This window comes from Cupriavidus sp. USMAA2-4, from assembly GCF_001854305.1.
GTDB classification, from domain to species: Bacteria; Pseudomonadota; Gammaproteobacteria; order Burkholderiales; family Burkholderiaceae; genus Cupriavidus; species Cupriavidus malaysiensis.
The window spans coordinates 2275750-2291377 of the sequence record NZ_CP017749.1; the positions used below are offsets into that span (position 1 = coordinate 2275750).

General features: G+C 65.6%; 20 protein-coding genes. All 20 read left to right on the forward strand.

The features are described from left to right. Positions 1-40: 40 nt before the first annotated feature. Positions 41-781, forward strand: a complete 741-nt coding sequence (locus BKK79_RS29970; RefSeq protein ID WP_071039636.1) for an SDR family oxidoreductase — start codon at positions 41-43, stop codon at positions 779-781. 274 nt (positions 782-1055) lie between these two features. After that, complete coding sequence (gene radC / locus BKK79_RS29975) at positions 1056-1562, forward strand: RadC family protein (protein WP_071039637.1); 507 nt, start codon at positions 1056-1058, stop codon at positions 1560-1562. A 279-nt stretch (positions 1563-1841) separates the two neighbouring features. Then, positions 1842-2654 carry a GTPase gene (locus BKK79_RS29980; protein WP_071039638.1) on the forward strand — a complete coding sequence of 271 codons (813 nt, stop codon included), beginning with the start codon at positions 1842-1844 and terminating at the stop codon, positions 2652-2654. Then, on the forward strand, positions 2651-2869 hold the full coding sequence (locus tag BKK79_RS29985; protein WP_071039639.1) for a hypothetical protein: 219 nt from the start codon (positions 2651-2653) through the stop codon (positions 2867-2869). The genes BKK79_RS29980 and BKK79_RS29985 overlap by 4 nt, the downstream gene beginning before the upstream one ends. A gap of 79 nt (positions 2870-2948) precedes the next feature. Further along, a complete protein-coding gene (locus BKK79_RS29990) occupies positions 2949-3302 on the forward strand; it encodes a DUF3085 domain-containing protein (protein WP_071039640.1) in 354 nt (117 codons plus the stop codon). A gap of 531 nt (positions 3303-3833) precedes the next feature. Continuing rightward, positions 3834-4751 (forward strand): DUF3577 domain-containing protein, encoded by a 918-nt coding sequence (locus BKK79_RS29995; RefSeq protein ID WP_033448836.1) that lies wholly within the window; start codon positions 3834-3836, stop codon positions 4749-4751. 57 nt (positions 4752-4808) lie between these two features. After that, positions 4809-5498 (forward strand): DUF3275 family protein, encoded by a 690-nt coding sequence (locus BKK79_RS30000; RefSeq protein WP_071039641.1) that lies wholly within the window; start codon positions 4809-4811, stop codon positions 5496-5498. 94 nt (positions 5499-5592) lie between these two features. After that, positions 5593-5916 (forward strand): conserved plasmid protein, encoded by a 324-nt coding sequence (locus tag BKK79_RS30005; RefSeq protein WP_071039642.1) that lies wholly within the window; start codon positions 5593-5595, stop codon positions 5914-5916. Between the two features lie 99 nt (positions 5917-6015). Continuing rightward, positions 6016-6423 carry a hypothetical protein gene (locus BKK79_RS30010; RefSeq protein ID WP_071039643.1) on the forward strand — a complete coding sequence of 136 codons (408 nt, stop codon included), beginning with the start codon at positions 6016-6018 and terminating at the stop codon, positions 6421-6423. A gap of 16 nt (positions 6424-6439) precedes the next feature. Further along, a complete protein-coding gene (locus BKK79_RS30015) occupies positions 6440-6700 on the forward strand; it encodes a hypothetical protein (RefSeq protein ID WP_071039644.1) in 261 nt (86 codons plus the stop codon). A gap of 76 nt (positions 6701-6776) precedes the next feature. Further along, a complete protein-coding gene (locus tag BKK79_RS30020; protein WP_071039645.1) occupies positions 6777-7427 on the forward strand; it encodes a hypothetical protein in 651 nt (216 codons plus the stop codon). A gap of 40 nt (positions 7428-7467) precedes the next feature. Then, positions 7468-8601, forward strand: coding sequence for a DUF6094 domain-containing protein (locus BKK79_RS30025; protein WP_301788533.1), 1134 nt, complete (start codon positions 7468-7470; stop codon positions 8599-8601). Between the two features lie 103 nt (positions 8602-8704). After that, positions 8705-9016 carry a hypothetical protein gene (locus tag BKK79_RS30030; protein WP_071039647.1) on the forward strand — a complete coding sequence of 104 codons (312 nt, stop codon included), beginning with the start codon at positions 8705-8707 and terminating at the stop codon, positions 9014-9016. Positions 9017-9120: 104 nt separating this feature from the next. Further along, complete coding sequence (locus BKK79_RS30035; RefSeq protein WP_071039648.1) at positions 9121-11400, forward strand: helicase-related protein; 2280 nt, start codon at positions 9121-9123, stop codon at positions 11398-11400. Positions 11401-11513: 113 nt separating this feature from the next. Next, complete coding sequence (locus BKK79_RS30040; RefSeq protein WP_071039649.1) at positions 11514-12383, forward strand: hypothetical protein; 870 nt, start codon at positions 11514-11516, stop codon at positions 12381-12383. A 158-nt stretch (positions 12384-12541) separates the two neighbouring features. Further along, positions 12542-13141, forward strand: a complete 600-nt coding sequence (gene pilL2 / locus BKK79_RS30045) for a PFGI-1 class ICE element type IV pilus protein PilL2 (RefSeq protein WP_071039650.1) — start codon at positions 12542-12544, stop codon at positions 13139-13141. Further along, positions 13138-13779, forward strand: a complete 642-nt coding sequence (locus tag BKK79_RS30050; RefSeq protein WP_071039651.1) for a hypothetical protein — start codon at positions 13138-13140, stop codon at positions 13777-13779. The genes pilL2 and BKK79_RS30050 overlap by 4 nt, the downstream gene beginning before the upstream one ends. A 14-nt stretch (positions 13780-13793) precedes the next feature. Continuing rightward, the gene (locus BKK79_RS30055) at positions 13794-14519 is read left to right on the forward strand and encodes a TIGR03759 family integrating conjugative element protein (RefSeq protein ID WP_071039652.1); all 726 of its coding nucleotides are present in this window, start codon (positions 13794-13796) and stop codon (positions 14517-14519) included. After that, positions 14501-15091: a transglycosylase SLT domain-containing protein gene (locus BKK79_RS30060; RefSeq protein WP_071039653.1), complete on the forward strand. Its 591-nt coding sequence runs from the start codon at positions 14501-14503 to the stop codon at positions 15089-15091. The genes BKK79_RS30055 and BKK79_RS30060 overlap by 19 nt, the downstream gene beginning before the upstream one ends. Next, complete coding sequence (locus BKK79_RS30065; protein WP_071039654.1) at positions 15088-15627, forward strand: integrating conjugative element protein; 540 nt, start codon at positions 15088-15090, stop codon at positions 15625-15627. The genes BKK79_RS30060 and BKK79_RS30065 overlap by 4 nt, the downstream gene beginning before the upstream one ends. The last annotated feature ends 1 nt before the right edge of the window (position 15628 follow it).

Sequence of the window (15628 nt, forward strand, 5' to 3'; positions counted from 1 at the left end):
TCTCCCTCCCATAATTTACTTAATTCACCAAGGAAAAAACATGAGCAAGATCGAAAAGAAAGTCGCAATCGTCACAGGTGCCTCGCGCGGCATCGGTCGCGAAGTTGCTCTGCGCCTAGCCAAAGATGGTTTCGCTGTCGTCGTGAACTTTGCAGGCAGCGCCAGCAAGGCAGATGAAGTCGTTCGACTGATCGAGTCTGCCGGCGGTAAGGCACTCGCCGTTCAAGGAGATGTCAGTGATTCGGCGTCGATGGAGGCGCTTTTTGATAAGACGCAAGATCAATTTGGGCATGTGGATGTCGTCGTCCATAGCGCCGGCGTCATGGCGCTGTCCAAGATCGCCGACCAAGACTTGACTGCCTTCGATAAGGTCATCAACACCAATCTGCGCGGGACGTTCATCGTCCTCGGCCTGGCGGCCAAGCGGGTCAATGCTGGCGGCCGCATCGTCACCTTCTCGACCAGCGTGATTGCGAAATCGTTTCCCGGCTATGGTGCTTACATCGCATCCAAGGCAGGCGCCGAGGGCTTGATGCACGTCCTGGCTAACGAACTTCGTGGACGCAACATTGCCGTCAATGCAGTCGCACCTGGCCCGGTCGCCACGGAACTGTTCTTGGCTGACAAGACGCAGGAAGAAATCGAGCGCCTTTCCAAGGTGCCACCACTGGAGCGTCTCGGCCAGCCCGAAGACATTGCCAATCTGGTGTCCTTCCTGGCCGGGCCTGAAGGCGGTTGGGTCAACGGACAGGTCATTCGCTCCAACGGCGGTTTCGCTTGAAACACAAGGCGAAACAGATGTCCAAGATCATCTTGATTACCTGCGCGTCGAGCGGTTTCGGCGCGATGGCTGCGCGCGAGCTTGCACGCCGAGGGCATGTCGTCTAGGCGGGCTTGCTGTTCCCTTCACCGTATCACGGCGTTCTCGCCGTCAAGGGCGGCGCGCGCTTAGGCGCGCTGGCGTCCTGGCGGCCGTCTGCGACCCCTGACTGCTTGCGCTGCGCCGTGCTGGCGACGGTTCCGGGCAATTCCGCCCGAGCAACCGGAGCACGATCATGTCGCAACTCTCCCTCTCTCTCGACACCCCGCTGATGGTGCGCGATGGGCGTGGACGCTATCGGCCGGCGGACGCCGACCAGATTCTGGAAGCCGCGCGCCAGGTCATCGACCAGAAGATGCAGCGCGGTGCATCGTTCAGTTCGCCGGCGGCGGTCAAGGACTACCTGCGCGCCAAGCTGGCCGGTTTCGAGCACGAAGTCTTTGCCGTGCTGTTTCTCGATACGCGCCATCGGCTGATCGACTACGTGGAGATGTTTCACGGCACGATCGACGCGGCCGAGGTGCATCCGCGCGAGGTGGTGAAACAGGCGCTGCGGCTCAATGCGGCGGCGGTCATCGTCTCGCACAACCATCCGAGCGGGAACCCCGAGGCGAGCGCAGCCGACAAGGCGATGACTGCGCAGCTTCGACAGGCGCTGGCGCTGGTGGACGTTCGCACGCTGGATCACATCATCGTCGCGGGGAGCCGCACCATGTCATTCGCCGAACGCGGCCTGCTTTGATCTTTGGGGGCTTCGGCCCCCTTTTTCTTGCCCGCAGCGCAGGAAACCGGGTGCGGCGAAGTGCCGTTTCATGCGGGCGAGTAGCCCAGCCCTGGGCCACCCTTGCGCCATGTTCGTCGGCGTTGCCGACACATGCCCAGGCAGCCAAGACCTTCGAGGCTGCAAGCACTGGAAACCGTGCTGGTCGTTTCTTCCTACGGACGCACCGCGTCCATCCACCCACAGGGGACCTCTCCCTTGTGGGCGGGGAATCCCTTGTTCTTCCTCAAGGAGATTCCCATGAACCGTTCCCTCATCAAATCCATGATGCCTTCGCTTGTCGCAGGCCATGTACCCCGCAACGTGCGGTCGTTCAAGTACCGCGTGTTCGATGATCAGCCGCAGTCCTCGACGCTGGGCTTCGCCATCGATCCCCAACCCTTCGACGGCAAGGTGGTCGCGGCCAACGACGACGCCATCGTCGTCAAGCTCAAGCCCAGCGAGTTCGCGGTGCTCGATCCCAACTTGGTCACCACCGTTCCCAGCGAGGGTGCCAAGGTGCATGTCCAGCCCTACGCACGGCGCCGTTTCGACGGCCTGCGCGCAGACACGCCGGAAGAGCGCACCGAGTACACGTCGGATGGCAGACCCTACACCATCAAGACGCACATCCTCGGCTCCGCGCCGGCCAAGCTCCCCATCCCCGAGCCGCAGTGCATGGAACTGGGGCAGCTCATCCAGCAGTTGGAGGAAATGCCGGCTCCCGACGGGTTCCGACGCATCACCCACATGCTGGTCGATGCGGGTGCCCGCGATTTCACCTGGGTCGATCCGAAGCCGTCCAAGATCATCGAAACACCCCCGGCGATCAGCTTCACGGTTTCGACCACGAAGTACGAGGGCCAGGTGACGATCCTCTACGACCGCGGCGGCGACACCTACGTGGTGGAGCTGCACCACGACGGCGAGCTGGTCGATCGACACGACGAGGTGTATTTCGACATGCTCGGTGAAATGCTGGAGCGGCTTATCGACGACGGGCGCTGGCGCCTGATCGACGTGAGCGTGATCGACGCCAAGGCCACCCGGCGACGCCAGGCGGTTACGGCATGACGTGCGAGGCAAGCGACCGCTGGGTGGTGTATTCGCCCAATGAGTCGGCCATCAGCGACAGCGCTGGCTTCTGGTCCAACGAGTTCGGCTGGGTGCAGCTCGACCAAGCAACGCAGTTCTCGCTCGAAGATGCCTTGGATGCAGAGCTTCCAGTCTCGGTCGGCCGGGATGCACGCTTCGTCACGTGGCAGGACGCCCAGCGCCACTACGGCTGAGTCCTCTGCCTATCGGCAACTTGCCCCCAAGGCCTTCCATCCGTTCGGGTGGAGGGCCTTTTTCTTCAGGAGATCAACCATGTCACTTCGATTCAAAGGCTCCGACCTGCGCCCCGTGCTGGCCGAGGCCGTCGCCAACCAATGCCGCGTCGTCCTTGCCAAGGATCAGGGCGTGTACTTCCTATCCGAACAAGGGGAGCGCCGCCCCGATGGCCGGGTGAAGCTGCTGGCCTATGCCGTCGGCTGCAACCCCGATACCGACCCGTTTGACGACTGGTGGGAACTGGCACGCGCCGAGCTGGGTGGCGACGACTTCGGCGAGTTCTTCGACCCGAAGGAAGGCGTCTTCGCACGCATCCTGCACGGCACGGACGATCTGATGCTGTCCGCCACCACGACGCACCTGTCGCTGGAGGTGGTGCCATCGGTGTAGCGCAACGACTACCACCATCCCCTCACGGCCCCCTTCTTGGGGGCTTCCTTTTTTCCGCACTGCGGCCTTCGCCGCGTGCGTGCTCGTCTCCTGCCCGACGAAGGTGGCGCCAGCCTGCGCGCTGCCTGCTGGCGGCTAGTCGGCACGCGCGGCGGTGCCGCCCGAGCCGTCCCCGCGCTGCCCCCCCCCGACCACCTGCGCGGCCCCACGTGCCTGTGGCTGGCGCCGAGTGGCCCGGACAAAGGGAAACACCCGGATGCCGATTGATTGCTGCCGCGCGCGCGAGGCCCGGACATGCTGCCCCCATGCCTGCTGACGTTGTCAGCGACATGCCAGGCAACCATCGGTCTTCGAGGTTGCCGCGCAGTTCCCACTGCGTGACCGAGCCAGCTCGCACCGCATCCGTCCGCGAGCGGCCACCAGTCTCTGGTGGCGGATGCTTTCGCCTTATCAACCCACCGCGGGGTTACGCACCTTTCCCCGCATGCGTGGGGCCGGTGTGTCTCCGCTTCATCCCTATGGAGATTCACCATGAGTACCACGTCCAACGAGAAATCGTATTTCGACCTCCACACCTCGGGCATCGGCTACATCCAGCGTGCCCGCGAGGTTCCCGTCCGGGGCGGCCGCCGAGCGCAGCCCTTCCTGGCATGCACCATCGCAGCACTGGTCGGTTCCGCCAAGGACCCCAGCTACCGCTATTTCGACGTCAAGGTCTCGGGTGCCGAGGCCAAGAAACTGGTCGAGCGCTACATCGGCGTTGACGATCCCAAGCAGCGGCCGCTGGTGCGCTTCCGCCTCGGCGACCTCTGGGGCGATGCGTACATCCGCGACAAGGGTGAGCACAAGGGCCAGGCCGCCGCGTCTCTGAAGGCGCGACTGCTGAAGGCCGAGCCGCTTGACCGTGCCGAACTGGCTTCGATCAAGCAGCATGAGCTGATCACCCGCGGCATCGGCTACCTCAGCCGTCCGAAGGACGTCTCCCCCAAGGATGGCGATCCGTTCCTGTCGTGCTGCGTCGCGGCACTGGCCGGGCCTGTCGGTGAACCGGAATATCGGTACTTCGACACCATCGTCGCCACCCCTGAAGCCGAGCACCTGGTTCGCCGGTGCGTGCAGGCCATCGAAGGGGACCGCAAGGTGCTGATCGCCTTCCGTCTGAACGACATGAAGATCGATCCGTACATCCGCACCAAGGGCGAGCGCGCCGGGGAACCGGGAGCGAGCCTGGAATCGACGCTGGTCCACATCGGTCTCATCAAGATCGACGGCACCCAGGTCTATCCGACGAGCCAGGCGCAAGCCGAGGCACCGCAAGCCGAGGACGCACCCGCACCCGAAGCCGAGGTTGCCGCCGACACCGCTGCCGACCAGCCTGTCGAGCCCGCCGAGCGCGAGCCCGCAGGCGAAGTCGAGGAGCAGGAGCCGGCATTGGCTGCTTCGTTCTGATCCGGCATGGCCCCTCACGGGGCCTTGCTTTTTTCCTATTCCCCAAGGAGAACCATCATGGCAGTCACATCGGCGCCCGAGCAATTGGGTTCGCCCATCACCGTTCCAGGCCAACTCACGCTGCGCACGATCCGCGGAAGAAACGGCCCTTTCAACGTCGGACGACTTGTCACTCCCATCGGCAAGTTCGCGGTTAAGGATGCGGAGCTGGAGCAGTACCCCGAAGGCAAGTACGACGGGGAGTTCATCATCCGCTACATCTTCCCGAAGTCCTATCCCGTCGGCGACGGTATGCGGTTCGAGATCCGTGCCAACCTGGACGGGATGACGCTCAACGGCATCGACAAACTGAGCCGTGACGAGGCGCGCAGCTTCACCACCCAGGAAGTCGATCCGCTCGATGAAGAACTGGGCGCGCAGCCAGCGGCAACGCCGACCAAGCCCCCCAAGGCATCCAGGCCCGCCAAGCCCGCACCCGTGCAGGCATCGGCAGACCCGCTGATCGATACCACGCCTTTTGGTGTGGATGCCCCGCCGCCCGCTGCGGATGCTGCCGCTGGTAGCACCGAAGATGGCGACACCGCGCTGTTCGGGCTGCTCTGGCCGCTGGGTGAGTCCGTGAAACTGGATTCGACCATCGACCGCCGCACCCTACGCGCGCAGATCGCCCGCCTGGGTGAACTGGGTTACGCGCTGGACTTCAAGACGCAGGAGTGGAGCCACCAGGCCGAACTGCAACCTGCGTGATCGCAGACGCCGCATCCGCGGTGTTCTTCATCCACCCGCCGGGGTTCCTTCCCCATGCGGGGGAGGCTCCGGCTTTCTTCTGGAGGTCTCCATCATGTCCACCATCGCTTGCGATGCACCTCATTCCACGCTGGACGAACCCGCCTGGCACGCTGTCTGCAAGACGGCGGCCGAGCACGCCCAGCGTGGTTGCGGCCTGTCCTGGGATCACTGGGTCACGCTTTTCAGTTCGGAGATCGACGCGCAAGCCAGTCGGTTGCCGGAAAGCCAGCGGGCTCAGGCCCTGGAAATCGCGGCCCAGGAATGGGACTACGCAACGCCTGCCGAACGGCAGGAAACACAGGACTGGAACGCTGCAAACGGCTATTGCTCCCATGGCATCGAACTGGGCTACTGCCCGGCCGGTTGCGGCTCCTAGTCCGCACCAGACTCCATCGCCGTACACGCGGCATTCCATCACCCGCTGGGGGTTCTCCCCCCGGGGAGACCTCCGGCTCCATTCTTCAGGAGGCCTCTCATGGGCTGGTATTTCTCCCCCCAATCGCGGTCTGAACTGATCGCGGAACTGATCGCACCGCAAGAGACCGAGCGCGCCAGCGTCAAGGTCATCGCCCACGCGCTGCGCGGCAACGTCCTCTGGTCCGTCATGGAAGTGACGGCCAGGGTCGAGGGTGTGCATCGTCATCTGGCGCCGGGCCAATCCCTGCGCTACATCCGCTGCGATCTGCTCGAACGCAGCGGCGACCAGTGGGGCTACAAGCCACTGGACGAGTCCATGCACCCGTACTACTACTCGTGCCCGCTGTCCTATCTGGACCTCGCACCGGAGCAGTCCGCCGACTGGCGTGCAGGCGTTCGCGCCTACCACGCGCGGCGGCGCACACCCACGGCACCTGCGGCACCCACCGCAGCGATGATGGCCTGAGCCAGGAGGAACCGACATGGACCCGATCCTGGCTGCGCTCCCACCCTCGCTGTTGAAGCTCGTTGAAGGGAGTTTGTCCAACGACGAAGTTTCTTCCGACGAGGAAATGCTGGAGTACTTCATCAGCAACGGCCTCACCGAGGAACAGGCACGACAGGCACTGGCCTACCGCGACCAGTACCTCAACAACATCTACCTGGAGGGCTTCACGCCAATCACTTCGGTAGATAAGGCGCTGCGCTTCAACCCGCACACCCGGCAGTTCGAGCCGGACTGAGCGGTTTTCATCCACCCCCTGGGGCAGTACTTGCCCCAGCGGGCGGTGCTGTTCCCGTTCATCCGAGGACACCACCATGCCCGCAAACACTTCTTCCACCACGCTGTACCGCATCGACGAATGCCCGGACGTGATGGCCGACGCCTGCGTCGGCGATGACCAGGGCAATCTGATCTTCCTGTCGATCTGGGCGCGCGACACCGCCGTCCAGCAGTTCCTCGCTCGTCTGACCCTCGGGCGCGACGAGCAGGGCCTGGACCAGTTCCACGTCATCACCGACCAGGGCGGCAGCGTCCCGGTGTTCGTCAGCAACGTCGATCGCCTGGAAAAGCGCATGACCCGCGCCTACCGGCGAACGCTGTTCGGTTCGCTGTCCAACGTGTGGCTGTTCGACCGCCGCTGCGTCAAGCCCGACAAGGCCAACGCCAGCGCACTGGCATTGCTGCCCAAGGGCAGCGCCCACCGGCTTGACCGCCTGTGGATGCTGGTACGGGACACCTGCCCACTGCCGCTGCTCGACCACTGGCGCGAAACCGTGCTGGAGCTGTTACAGACCCGCGAGATGCTGGCCCGTCTTCCGTTCGCCCTCGGGCCACTGGAAGGCCATCGGCTCGCCATCGACGTGCCGGCGCTGACCCTGGCGCTGGGCTCCCTGATCCGCAGTGACGTGCTCACCGCCTATCCCTATCCGGCCAAGATTTGGACGCCGGAAGCGGTAGCGGCTTGACCCACCCGCGAGAGCACGCCCAGGCGTGCTTTCGCCCTTCATCCCCGCCAACCAGGAGACTTCCATGGCCCTCATGTTCCCGCGGCTCGCCCGCAATTTCGCCAAGAACGGGTATTACCCGACCGACGAATCCACGCTCGAAAGAGCCCTCAACGCACTGATGCCCAGCGATGGGCCGATGTGCATCCTCGATCCCTGCGCCGGTGAAGGCGTGGCGATCGCCGAAGCCGCTCATGCCCTCGGGCGCGAGCAGGCCAAGGCGTTCGCCGTCGAGTTCGACGCGGAGCGGGTACGCCATGCCCGCGGTCTCGTCGATCACTGCCTGCACGCCGACCTGATGGACACGATGATCTCCAAGCAGTCCTTCGGACTGCTCTGGCTCAACCCGCCGTATGGCGATCTGTCCAAGGACGTCAACGGCAACATCGGCTATCAGGGCCAAGGTCGCCCTCGACTCGAAAAGCTGTTCTACCAGCGCAGTGTGTCGCTGCTGCAATACGGCGGTGTGCTGGTTTTCATCGTCCCCGGCTACGTGCTCGACGCCGAGCTGGTCGGCTGGCTGACGCGCCACTACACGGACCTGCGGATCTACCGAGCGGTGGAGCCGCAGTTCAAGCAGGTGGTGATCTTCGGCCGCAGGGTGCGTCAACGCGAACAAGTCTCCGAAGGCGTCAAGGCCGTGCGCAATCTGCTGCTGCAAGTTGGGCTTGGCGAAGTCGAAGCCGAGGAGCTGCCGAGCGAATGGCCATTCCTGCCGTACATCGTCCCCGCCAGTCCGGCCGAGCCGGAGCATTTCTTCCGCGTGACGATGGAGCCGGAACAGTTCGCCGATGAAGTTGGCCGATTGCAAGGCCTCTGGCCGTCGCTGGACACGCACCTGGGGGCCTCGCAGCAGTCGCTGCGTCCACCGGCGCGTGCCTTGTCCCACTGGCATCTCGCCCTGGCCCTGGCCGCGGGCGCGATCTCGGGGGTTGTGCGCTCCAAGACCGGACGTGTGCTCGTCGTCAAAGGTGATACCCACAAGGACAAGACGCTCCAGCGGGAATTCACCGAACGCGAAGACGGCTCCGTCGCCGAAACCCGCATCCTCACCGACAAGTTCGTGCCGGTCATCCGCGCATGGGACATGACGCCTGATTCCCCGACGCGGGGCGAGGTGTTGACCATCCGCTGATCGGGTCTCCACCCACGACGGTTCGCCGTCACTTTCATCCACCCACCGGGGTCCCGTCGCCCCGATGGGGTGCCGTGGCCCCTCCATTTTCAAGGAGCCTTCCATGGCAGCCCAAGCACTTCCCGTCAGCCAGGCATCGAGCCGACGTTTCTCTCCCGGCCAGACCGTCATGACCTGTGGCGTCGATGCCCTGATTCAACAAGGCCGGCTCAACCCGGTTCCGTACCTGCTTCGCCATCTCAATGGCGACTGGGGCGACCTGGACGACTGCGACAAGCGGCAGAACGATGCCGCCTTGAAGTCGGGCGAGGAACGCCTGTTTTCCTCCTACCAGATCGCCCCCTCCCTGCAACTGTGGATCATTACCGAATGGGATCGCAGCGTGACCACGCTGCTGCTTCCCAGCGAGTACTGATTCTCTCCACCCGACGGCTGCTTGCCGTCTCTTCATCCCACCACGGGGCATGCCATCGCCCCGCTGGGGGTGGTGCATGCCCCATTTTTCATTGGAGCATCACCATGTCCCTCGATCTCGAAACCACTGCCGCCGATGCCGACCCCGTACAGGGCGAGCTGCTGGATGCGGAATCTTCCCCTCTGACCCTGAGCCTTCAGGATTTCGTCGGCGAGTTCGGCGACGAACTGCTCAACGCCCTCAACAGCGCGAATCCGCCGGTCTATAACGGCCAGCCGCAGGCGCACCGGCAACTCGTCGTCGCCAGCCTCAAGCGCAAGCTGTTCCCGGCCCAGGCCGAAGTCGTCCACGCCGCCGCCGAGCTGCTGATCGACCGTGGCGAACGCGCCGCGATCGTCAATGGCGAAATGGGCTGCGGCAAGACGACCGTCGGCATCGCGACGGCCGCCGTACTCAACGCCGAAGGCTACCGCCGCACCCTGGTTCTTTCGCCGCCGCACCTTGTTTACAAGTGGCGGCGAGAGATCCAAGAGACGGTGGCAGGCGCCAAGGTGTGGGTGCTCAACGGGCCGGATACGCTCGTCAAGCTCATCAAGCTGCGCGAGCAGTTGAATGTCCAGCCCACGGGCCAGGAGTTCTTTGTCTTAGGCCGGGTCAGGATGCGGATGGGGTTCCACTGGAAACCCGTCTTCACCCAACGGCGTACCCGTCACGGCAACGTGGCGGCGTGCCCGGACTGCGGCACGGTCATCACCGACCTCGACGGCGAGCCGGTCAACCCGGTCGCGCTCCAAGCCGAGGAATACCGCAGGAGGTGCAGCCATTGCGCCGCACCCCTGTGGACACTGATCCGCCCGCGCAGCCTGTCCGGCAGCGACCAGTCCTCGGCCGTGCTGAAAGCCTTGAAGCGCATCCCGACCATCGGGGAAGTCACCGCGCAGAAGCTGATGCAGAAGTTCGGCGACGGCTTCCTCGCGTCGATGCTGGGCGACAACATCCATGAGTTCATCAATCTCATGGACGGCAACGGTGAACTGGTGTTTTCCGACCGTCAGGCCACGCGCATGGAGCGTGCGATGGCCAACATGGAGTTCGGCTTTGGCGAGGGCGGCTACCAGCCGTCCGAGTTCATCAAGCGCTACCTGCCGCAAGGCACGTTCGACCTGTGCATCGCGGACGAGGCCCACGAGTACAAGAACGGCGGCAGTGCCCAGGGCCAGGCCATGGGCGTGCTGGCGGCGAAGGCTCGCAAGACCTTGCTGCTGACAGGCACGCTGATGGGCGGCTACGGGGACGACCTGTTCTACCTGCTGTTCCGAGCCCTGCCTGGGCGGATGATCGAAGACGGCTACCGCCCGACCACGAGCGGCAGCATGACCTCGGCGGCCATGGCGTTCATGAGGGACCACGGGGTCCTCAAGGACATCTACTCCGAAAGCGCAGGCACGGCGCACAAGACGGCCAGGGGCACCAAGGTATCGGTGCGCACGGTCAAGGCTCCCGGCTTCGGGCCGAAAGGGGTCTTGCGGTGCATCCTGCCGTTCACGATCTTCCTCAAGCTCAAGGACATCGGCGGCAACGTCCTGCCGCCGTATGACGAGGAGTTCCGTGAAGTCGCAATGGACACGGCGCAAGCCGCGGCCTACCGCGACCTGGCGGGTCGGCTGACCGCGGAGCTGAAACAAGCTCTGGCGCGACGCGATACGACGCTGCTGGGTGTGGTCCTCAACGTGCTGCTGGCCTGGCCGGACTGCTGCTTCCGGTCGGAGACCGTGGTGCATCCGCGCACGCGCAATACCTTGGCGTTCGTCCCGGCTCAGTTCAACGAGTTCGAGGTAACGCCGAAAGAGCGCGAGCTGATCGACATCTGCAAAGAGGAGAAGGCGCAGGGCCGCAAGGTTCTGGCCTACACGGTCTATACCGGCACGCGCGACACCACGTCGCGCTTGAAGGTATTGCTGGAACAAGAAGGTTTTCGGGTGGCGGTGCTGCGCGCAAGCGTGGATGCCAGCCGCCGCGAGGACTGGATCGCCGAGCAATTGGACCGTGGCATCGACGTGCTCATCACCAACCCCGAGCTGGTCAAGACGGGCTTGGACCTGTTGGACTTCCCGACGATCGTTTTCATGCAGTCGGGCTACAACGTGTACTCGCTCCAGCAGGCGGCACGCCGTTCTTGGCGCATCGGACAGAAACAGCCGGTGCGCGTGATCTACCTCGGCTACGCCGGTTCCTCGCAGATGACCTGCCTGGAGCTGATGGCCAAGAAGATCATGGTCTCGCAGTCCACCTCGGGCGACGTGCCCGAATCGGGCCTGGATGTGCTCAACCAAGACGGTGATTCCGTCGAGGTCGCGCTGGCCCGGCAACTGGTCGCCGCCTGATCCCCACGCCAACGCCGGCCTCGCGCCGCCGGCTTTCCACTGTTCCCACCTTGCAGCCACGCCCACGGTCTCCGTGGACGTGGCTGCGCATTTTTCATTCCAAGGAGATTTCCATGAACACCCATACCCAAGACACGCCCGAAACCGTCAATGCGCGCCTGACGCTGGACGTGACCTATCTGCTCAACGGCGAGGCCGCGCCGGAATTGCTGGCACGGCTGGAACGCATGTGCGAACTCGCCATCGGCGAGGGACTGCTGACCGGCGAGACCGCCGCGGAAGTGGACACCTGGTCGATCGATGTATCCGAGGTGCCTTCGACGGCCGACCGCGAAACGCTCGAAGCCGAGATCGCCGCCTTCATGCAGCAGCGCATCGAGGACGGCAACCTCGGTGCCGAGGACATTCCCTTGCGCCTGGCGCGCTATGGCCTGATGGCCCCCGAGGATTTCATCGACGAAATGCGCGAGCGCATGGGCATGGGAGACGACGCCCCCACGGGCCGAGCCGTCATCCCCTCGACCGAACCTGCCGACGGCGGTGAGATCGAGATGCAAGTCGCGGTTGCCTGCATCGATGCTTCTGGCAGTCCCGACATGCCGGTCTTCAAGGTCAGGATCACCCAGGGGGAATACGACCTGGGTATCCACTACGACAAGGCCAAGGACTTGGCCGAAGAAGCTCGATACGAAGGGCCGTTCATCTGCTTCGACGCCGCCGAACATGGCCCCATCTTGTCGGCCGCCCGCGAACTGGCCCTCGTTCCGCAAGTCGTCGTGGTCGATATGACCGACGGCCAGATCCACTCTATCCGCTGCGACAGCGGCGAGATCAAGGTCATCTGCTACGACACCAGCGACACCGAGGAGTATTCGGCGGCGGTGGCGAACCGGCCGCTCGGTGAGAACGGGCAGTTCGTGCGCTGCTGGTCGCACACCCAACTGGCACAGGTCGATCCCGGCCTGAAGCTGGCTCGGGATTGATCGGGCGAAGCCCGATGCGTTTTCACTGGCCCCTTCGGGGGCCTTTTTCTTTGGAGGGTGGCAGCCGGTAAATCGGGCGCTGCCTGGTTCGCATTGTTTGCTGCCGCTCGTGGCCCGAACGGCGATGGTGAGGGCTCGATGTTTCAGGACGACGCGCCATGTGCCCCTCTCCACCTTGGTTTCACCATCCCGAACGCCGCCTGCTGGCGGGTTTTCTCGGCCTGCTTTGGTCGGTGCTGGCTGGCGGCTGCGCGACGACGAGCACGCCGGTTGCGCCCGACACCATCGAGGAAGTCTCGGCCGTGCCCGCACCCGAGGCACCCGAGTACATCCCCGTCGTGCGCTATGGCCGCTACACCCTCGTGGAACTGGCACCGACAGCAGCGCAGCGCGACCTGCTGTTGCAGACCATCGACGTTTCCATGCCCGAGGATGCCCGCGCCACGGTCGGCGACGGACTACGGCATGTCCTCAAGCGCAGTGGCTACCAGCTCTGCGAGACCGCGCATGCGGTTATCGAGCTGTACGCGCTGCCGCTGCCGGCGGCGCACCTGCACCTCGGCCCCATGACCTTGCGCGATGCGCTGCTCACGCTGGCTGGTCCGGCCTGGGAACTGCACGCGGATGACCGCGCGCGGCAAATCTGCTTCGAGCGACCCGGCGACAGCATGACCGCCGACAACGCACCCGCGCCGCCCGCCACCGAGGCGGTGCAGACGTTCCCGCTGGTGCCCGCGGCATCGGGAGGCCAGCCATGAACGCCCCGCAGCCCGCCCAGCGTTCAACCGCCGCCGTGGTGGTTCAGAGCCTGATGTGGCTCTGGCTGATCGGCCTCAGCGTCCTCGTGGCCGTCGGCTACCAAGCCATGAACGACCAGGCCGATCAGGTTCGCCTCGATTCCCGCCTGCAACGCCTCGAAGCGCAGGCAACAGGCCTGGCCGAGACCGTCGAGGCCATCCAGCAGCGTCCGGCCGTCGCCACGGCGGCAGACCTCAAAGACACCCGCCAAATCCTGGAGGCACGCGCAGCCCAGGTCGAGAAATCGCTGAACGCCTATGCCGCTGCCGACGACCTTCAGGCGCTGCGCGCCGAAGTCGAGCAGATCAAGACGCGCCAGACCGCCGCACGCGCCGCAGCACCCACCCGGCCGCGCACACCGAGCAAGTCAGCCGCCAAGCCCGAGCCATCGCCGCTCCCGTTCCGCATCGTCGGTGCCGAACTGCGTGCCGGCGAGCGCAGCGTGTCTGTCGCGCCGAGCAGTGGCGACCTCACGCCCGACCAGCTTCAGGTGCTGTTGCCAGGTGATGCGGTCGGCCCGTGGCGCTTGCAGGCCGTCGAGGGCAACACCGCAGTGTTCCAGGCCGGCGACCAGACCCGTCGCGTGACGATTCCCTGACCGGAGTACAGCGCATGAAGCCATCGATCATCCTTTCCGCGCTCCTGCTGGCGTCCGCCCAGTGGCCCGCGTGGGCACAGCAGCCGCCTGCGGTTCCCGCCCGCACTGCACAGAGCCAGGAGCGCCCGCTGGCCGCCCGCGTTCTGGACGACCGGGTGGCGAGCGACTGGGGCCTGCAACCGCAGGAGTGGGCGCGCTACCGCGAGCTGATGGACGGGCCGCTGGGCATCTACTCGCCCAACCTGGACCCGTTGTCGGCCCTGGGCATCGAAGCCCGCACCGACGAGGAACGGCGCCGCTACGCCGAGCTGCAGGTGCAGATCGAAGCGCGCCGCGTGGAGAAGCTGCTCGCCTACCAGAGGGCCTACGACGAGGCCTGGCAGCGTCTGAACCCCGGCATGCAGCGGGTGAACCTGCCGGACGACAAGCCGGTCGCGGGAGCCACGCGCGGCTCCGGCCGCACGGCAGTATTCGTCAAGGACGGCTGCGAAGCCTGCGGGCAGCTCGTACAGCGCCTGCAATCCTCGGGAACCGAGTTCGACCTGTACATGGTCGGCAGCCGCCAGGACGATGCGCGCATCCGCGACTGGGCCAAACGCGCGAACGTCGATCCGGCGCGCGTGCGCCGCGGCAGCATCACGCTCAACCACGACGGCGGCCGCTGGCTGTCGCTGGGCCTGCCCGGCGACTTGCCTGCGGTCGTGCGCGAGGTGAACGGCCAATGGCAGCGCCAGCCGTAGTCGCATCCCTGCGCGCAATGGTGCTTGCCGCTGGTCTGTACGCCGGCGCGGCTCATGCGCAAGAGGTTCCGCCACCGGCCTACCAGCTCGCCGCGCAGCGCGCAGGCATCCCCTCGACAGTGCTCTACGCCGTGGCCTTGCAGGAGAGTGGCATCCGCCGCAACGGGCGCATCGTCCCGTGGCCGTGGTCGCTCAATGTCGCCGGCCAGTCGCGCCGCTATGCGACCCGCGCCGATGCCTGCGCGGGCTTGCAGCAGGTGATGCGCTCCACGCCGCACACACGCATCGACGCGGGCCTCGGCCAGATCAACCTCGGCTACCACCAGCAGCGCTACGCCAGCGCGTGCGACCTGCTGGACCCGTACCGCAACCTCGCCATCGCTGCCGAGATCCTGCGCGAGCAGCACACGCCCGGCGAGGACTGGTTGCTGGCGATCGGCCGCTACCACCGCCCCGCGGGTGGCGAGCCCGCCGCCCGCTACCGGCGCAGCGTATCCCGCCACCTTGCCCGCGTGCAGGGCGCGCGCCCAACCGCCGCGGTCCTCGCCGCGCGCCAGGAGAGTTCCCCATGACGACATCCCATCTGGCCTTGCGGGGCCTGCTCGTGCTGCTGGCGGGTCTGCCGCTGGCCTCGCTCGCCGGCGAGCCGCTGATCGTGGTCGAAGACCGCGGCGGCGCGTCGGCGCTGCCGTACTACGAAGCCCTGAACCTCCAGCCGCGAGCCAACGCACCGGCCCGGCCGCACATCCCGACGCCCCAGGTTCCCGCCACGCCGGCGGACGAGGCCGCGATGCTGCCGGTACGCAGCGCCAAGCTCACGCCCGGCACCGTCGCGCGGCGGGTCATCGAGGCACCGGGCCTGCGGCCTTTTGTGGTCGTCGGCGACGACGAGGCATCCCGGGCCTGGCTGCGCCGCCAGGCGGCAGCGCTGCGCGAGCGCGGCGCGGTCGGCCTGGTAGTTAACGTCGAGACCGTGCAGGGCCTGGCGCGGCTGCGCGCCCTGGTGCCCGGCGTACCCCTCGCGCCTGTGTCCGGCGACGACCTGGCCGAGCGTCTGGGCCTGCGGCACTACCCGGCGCTGATCACGGCCACCGGCATCGAGCAATGAA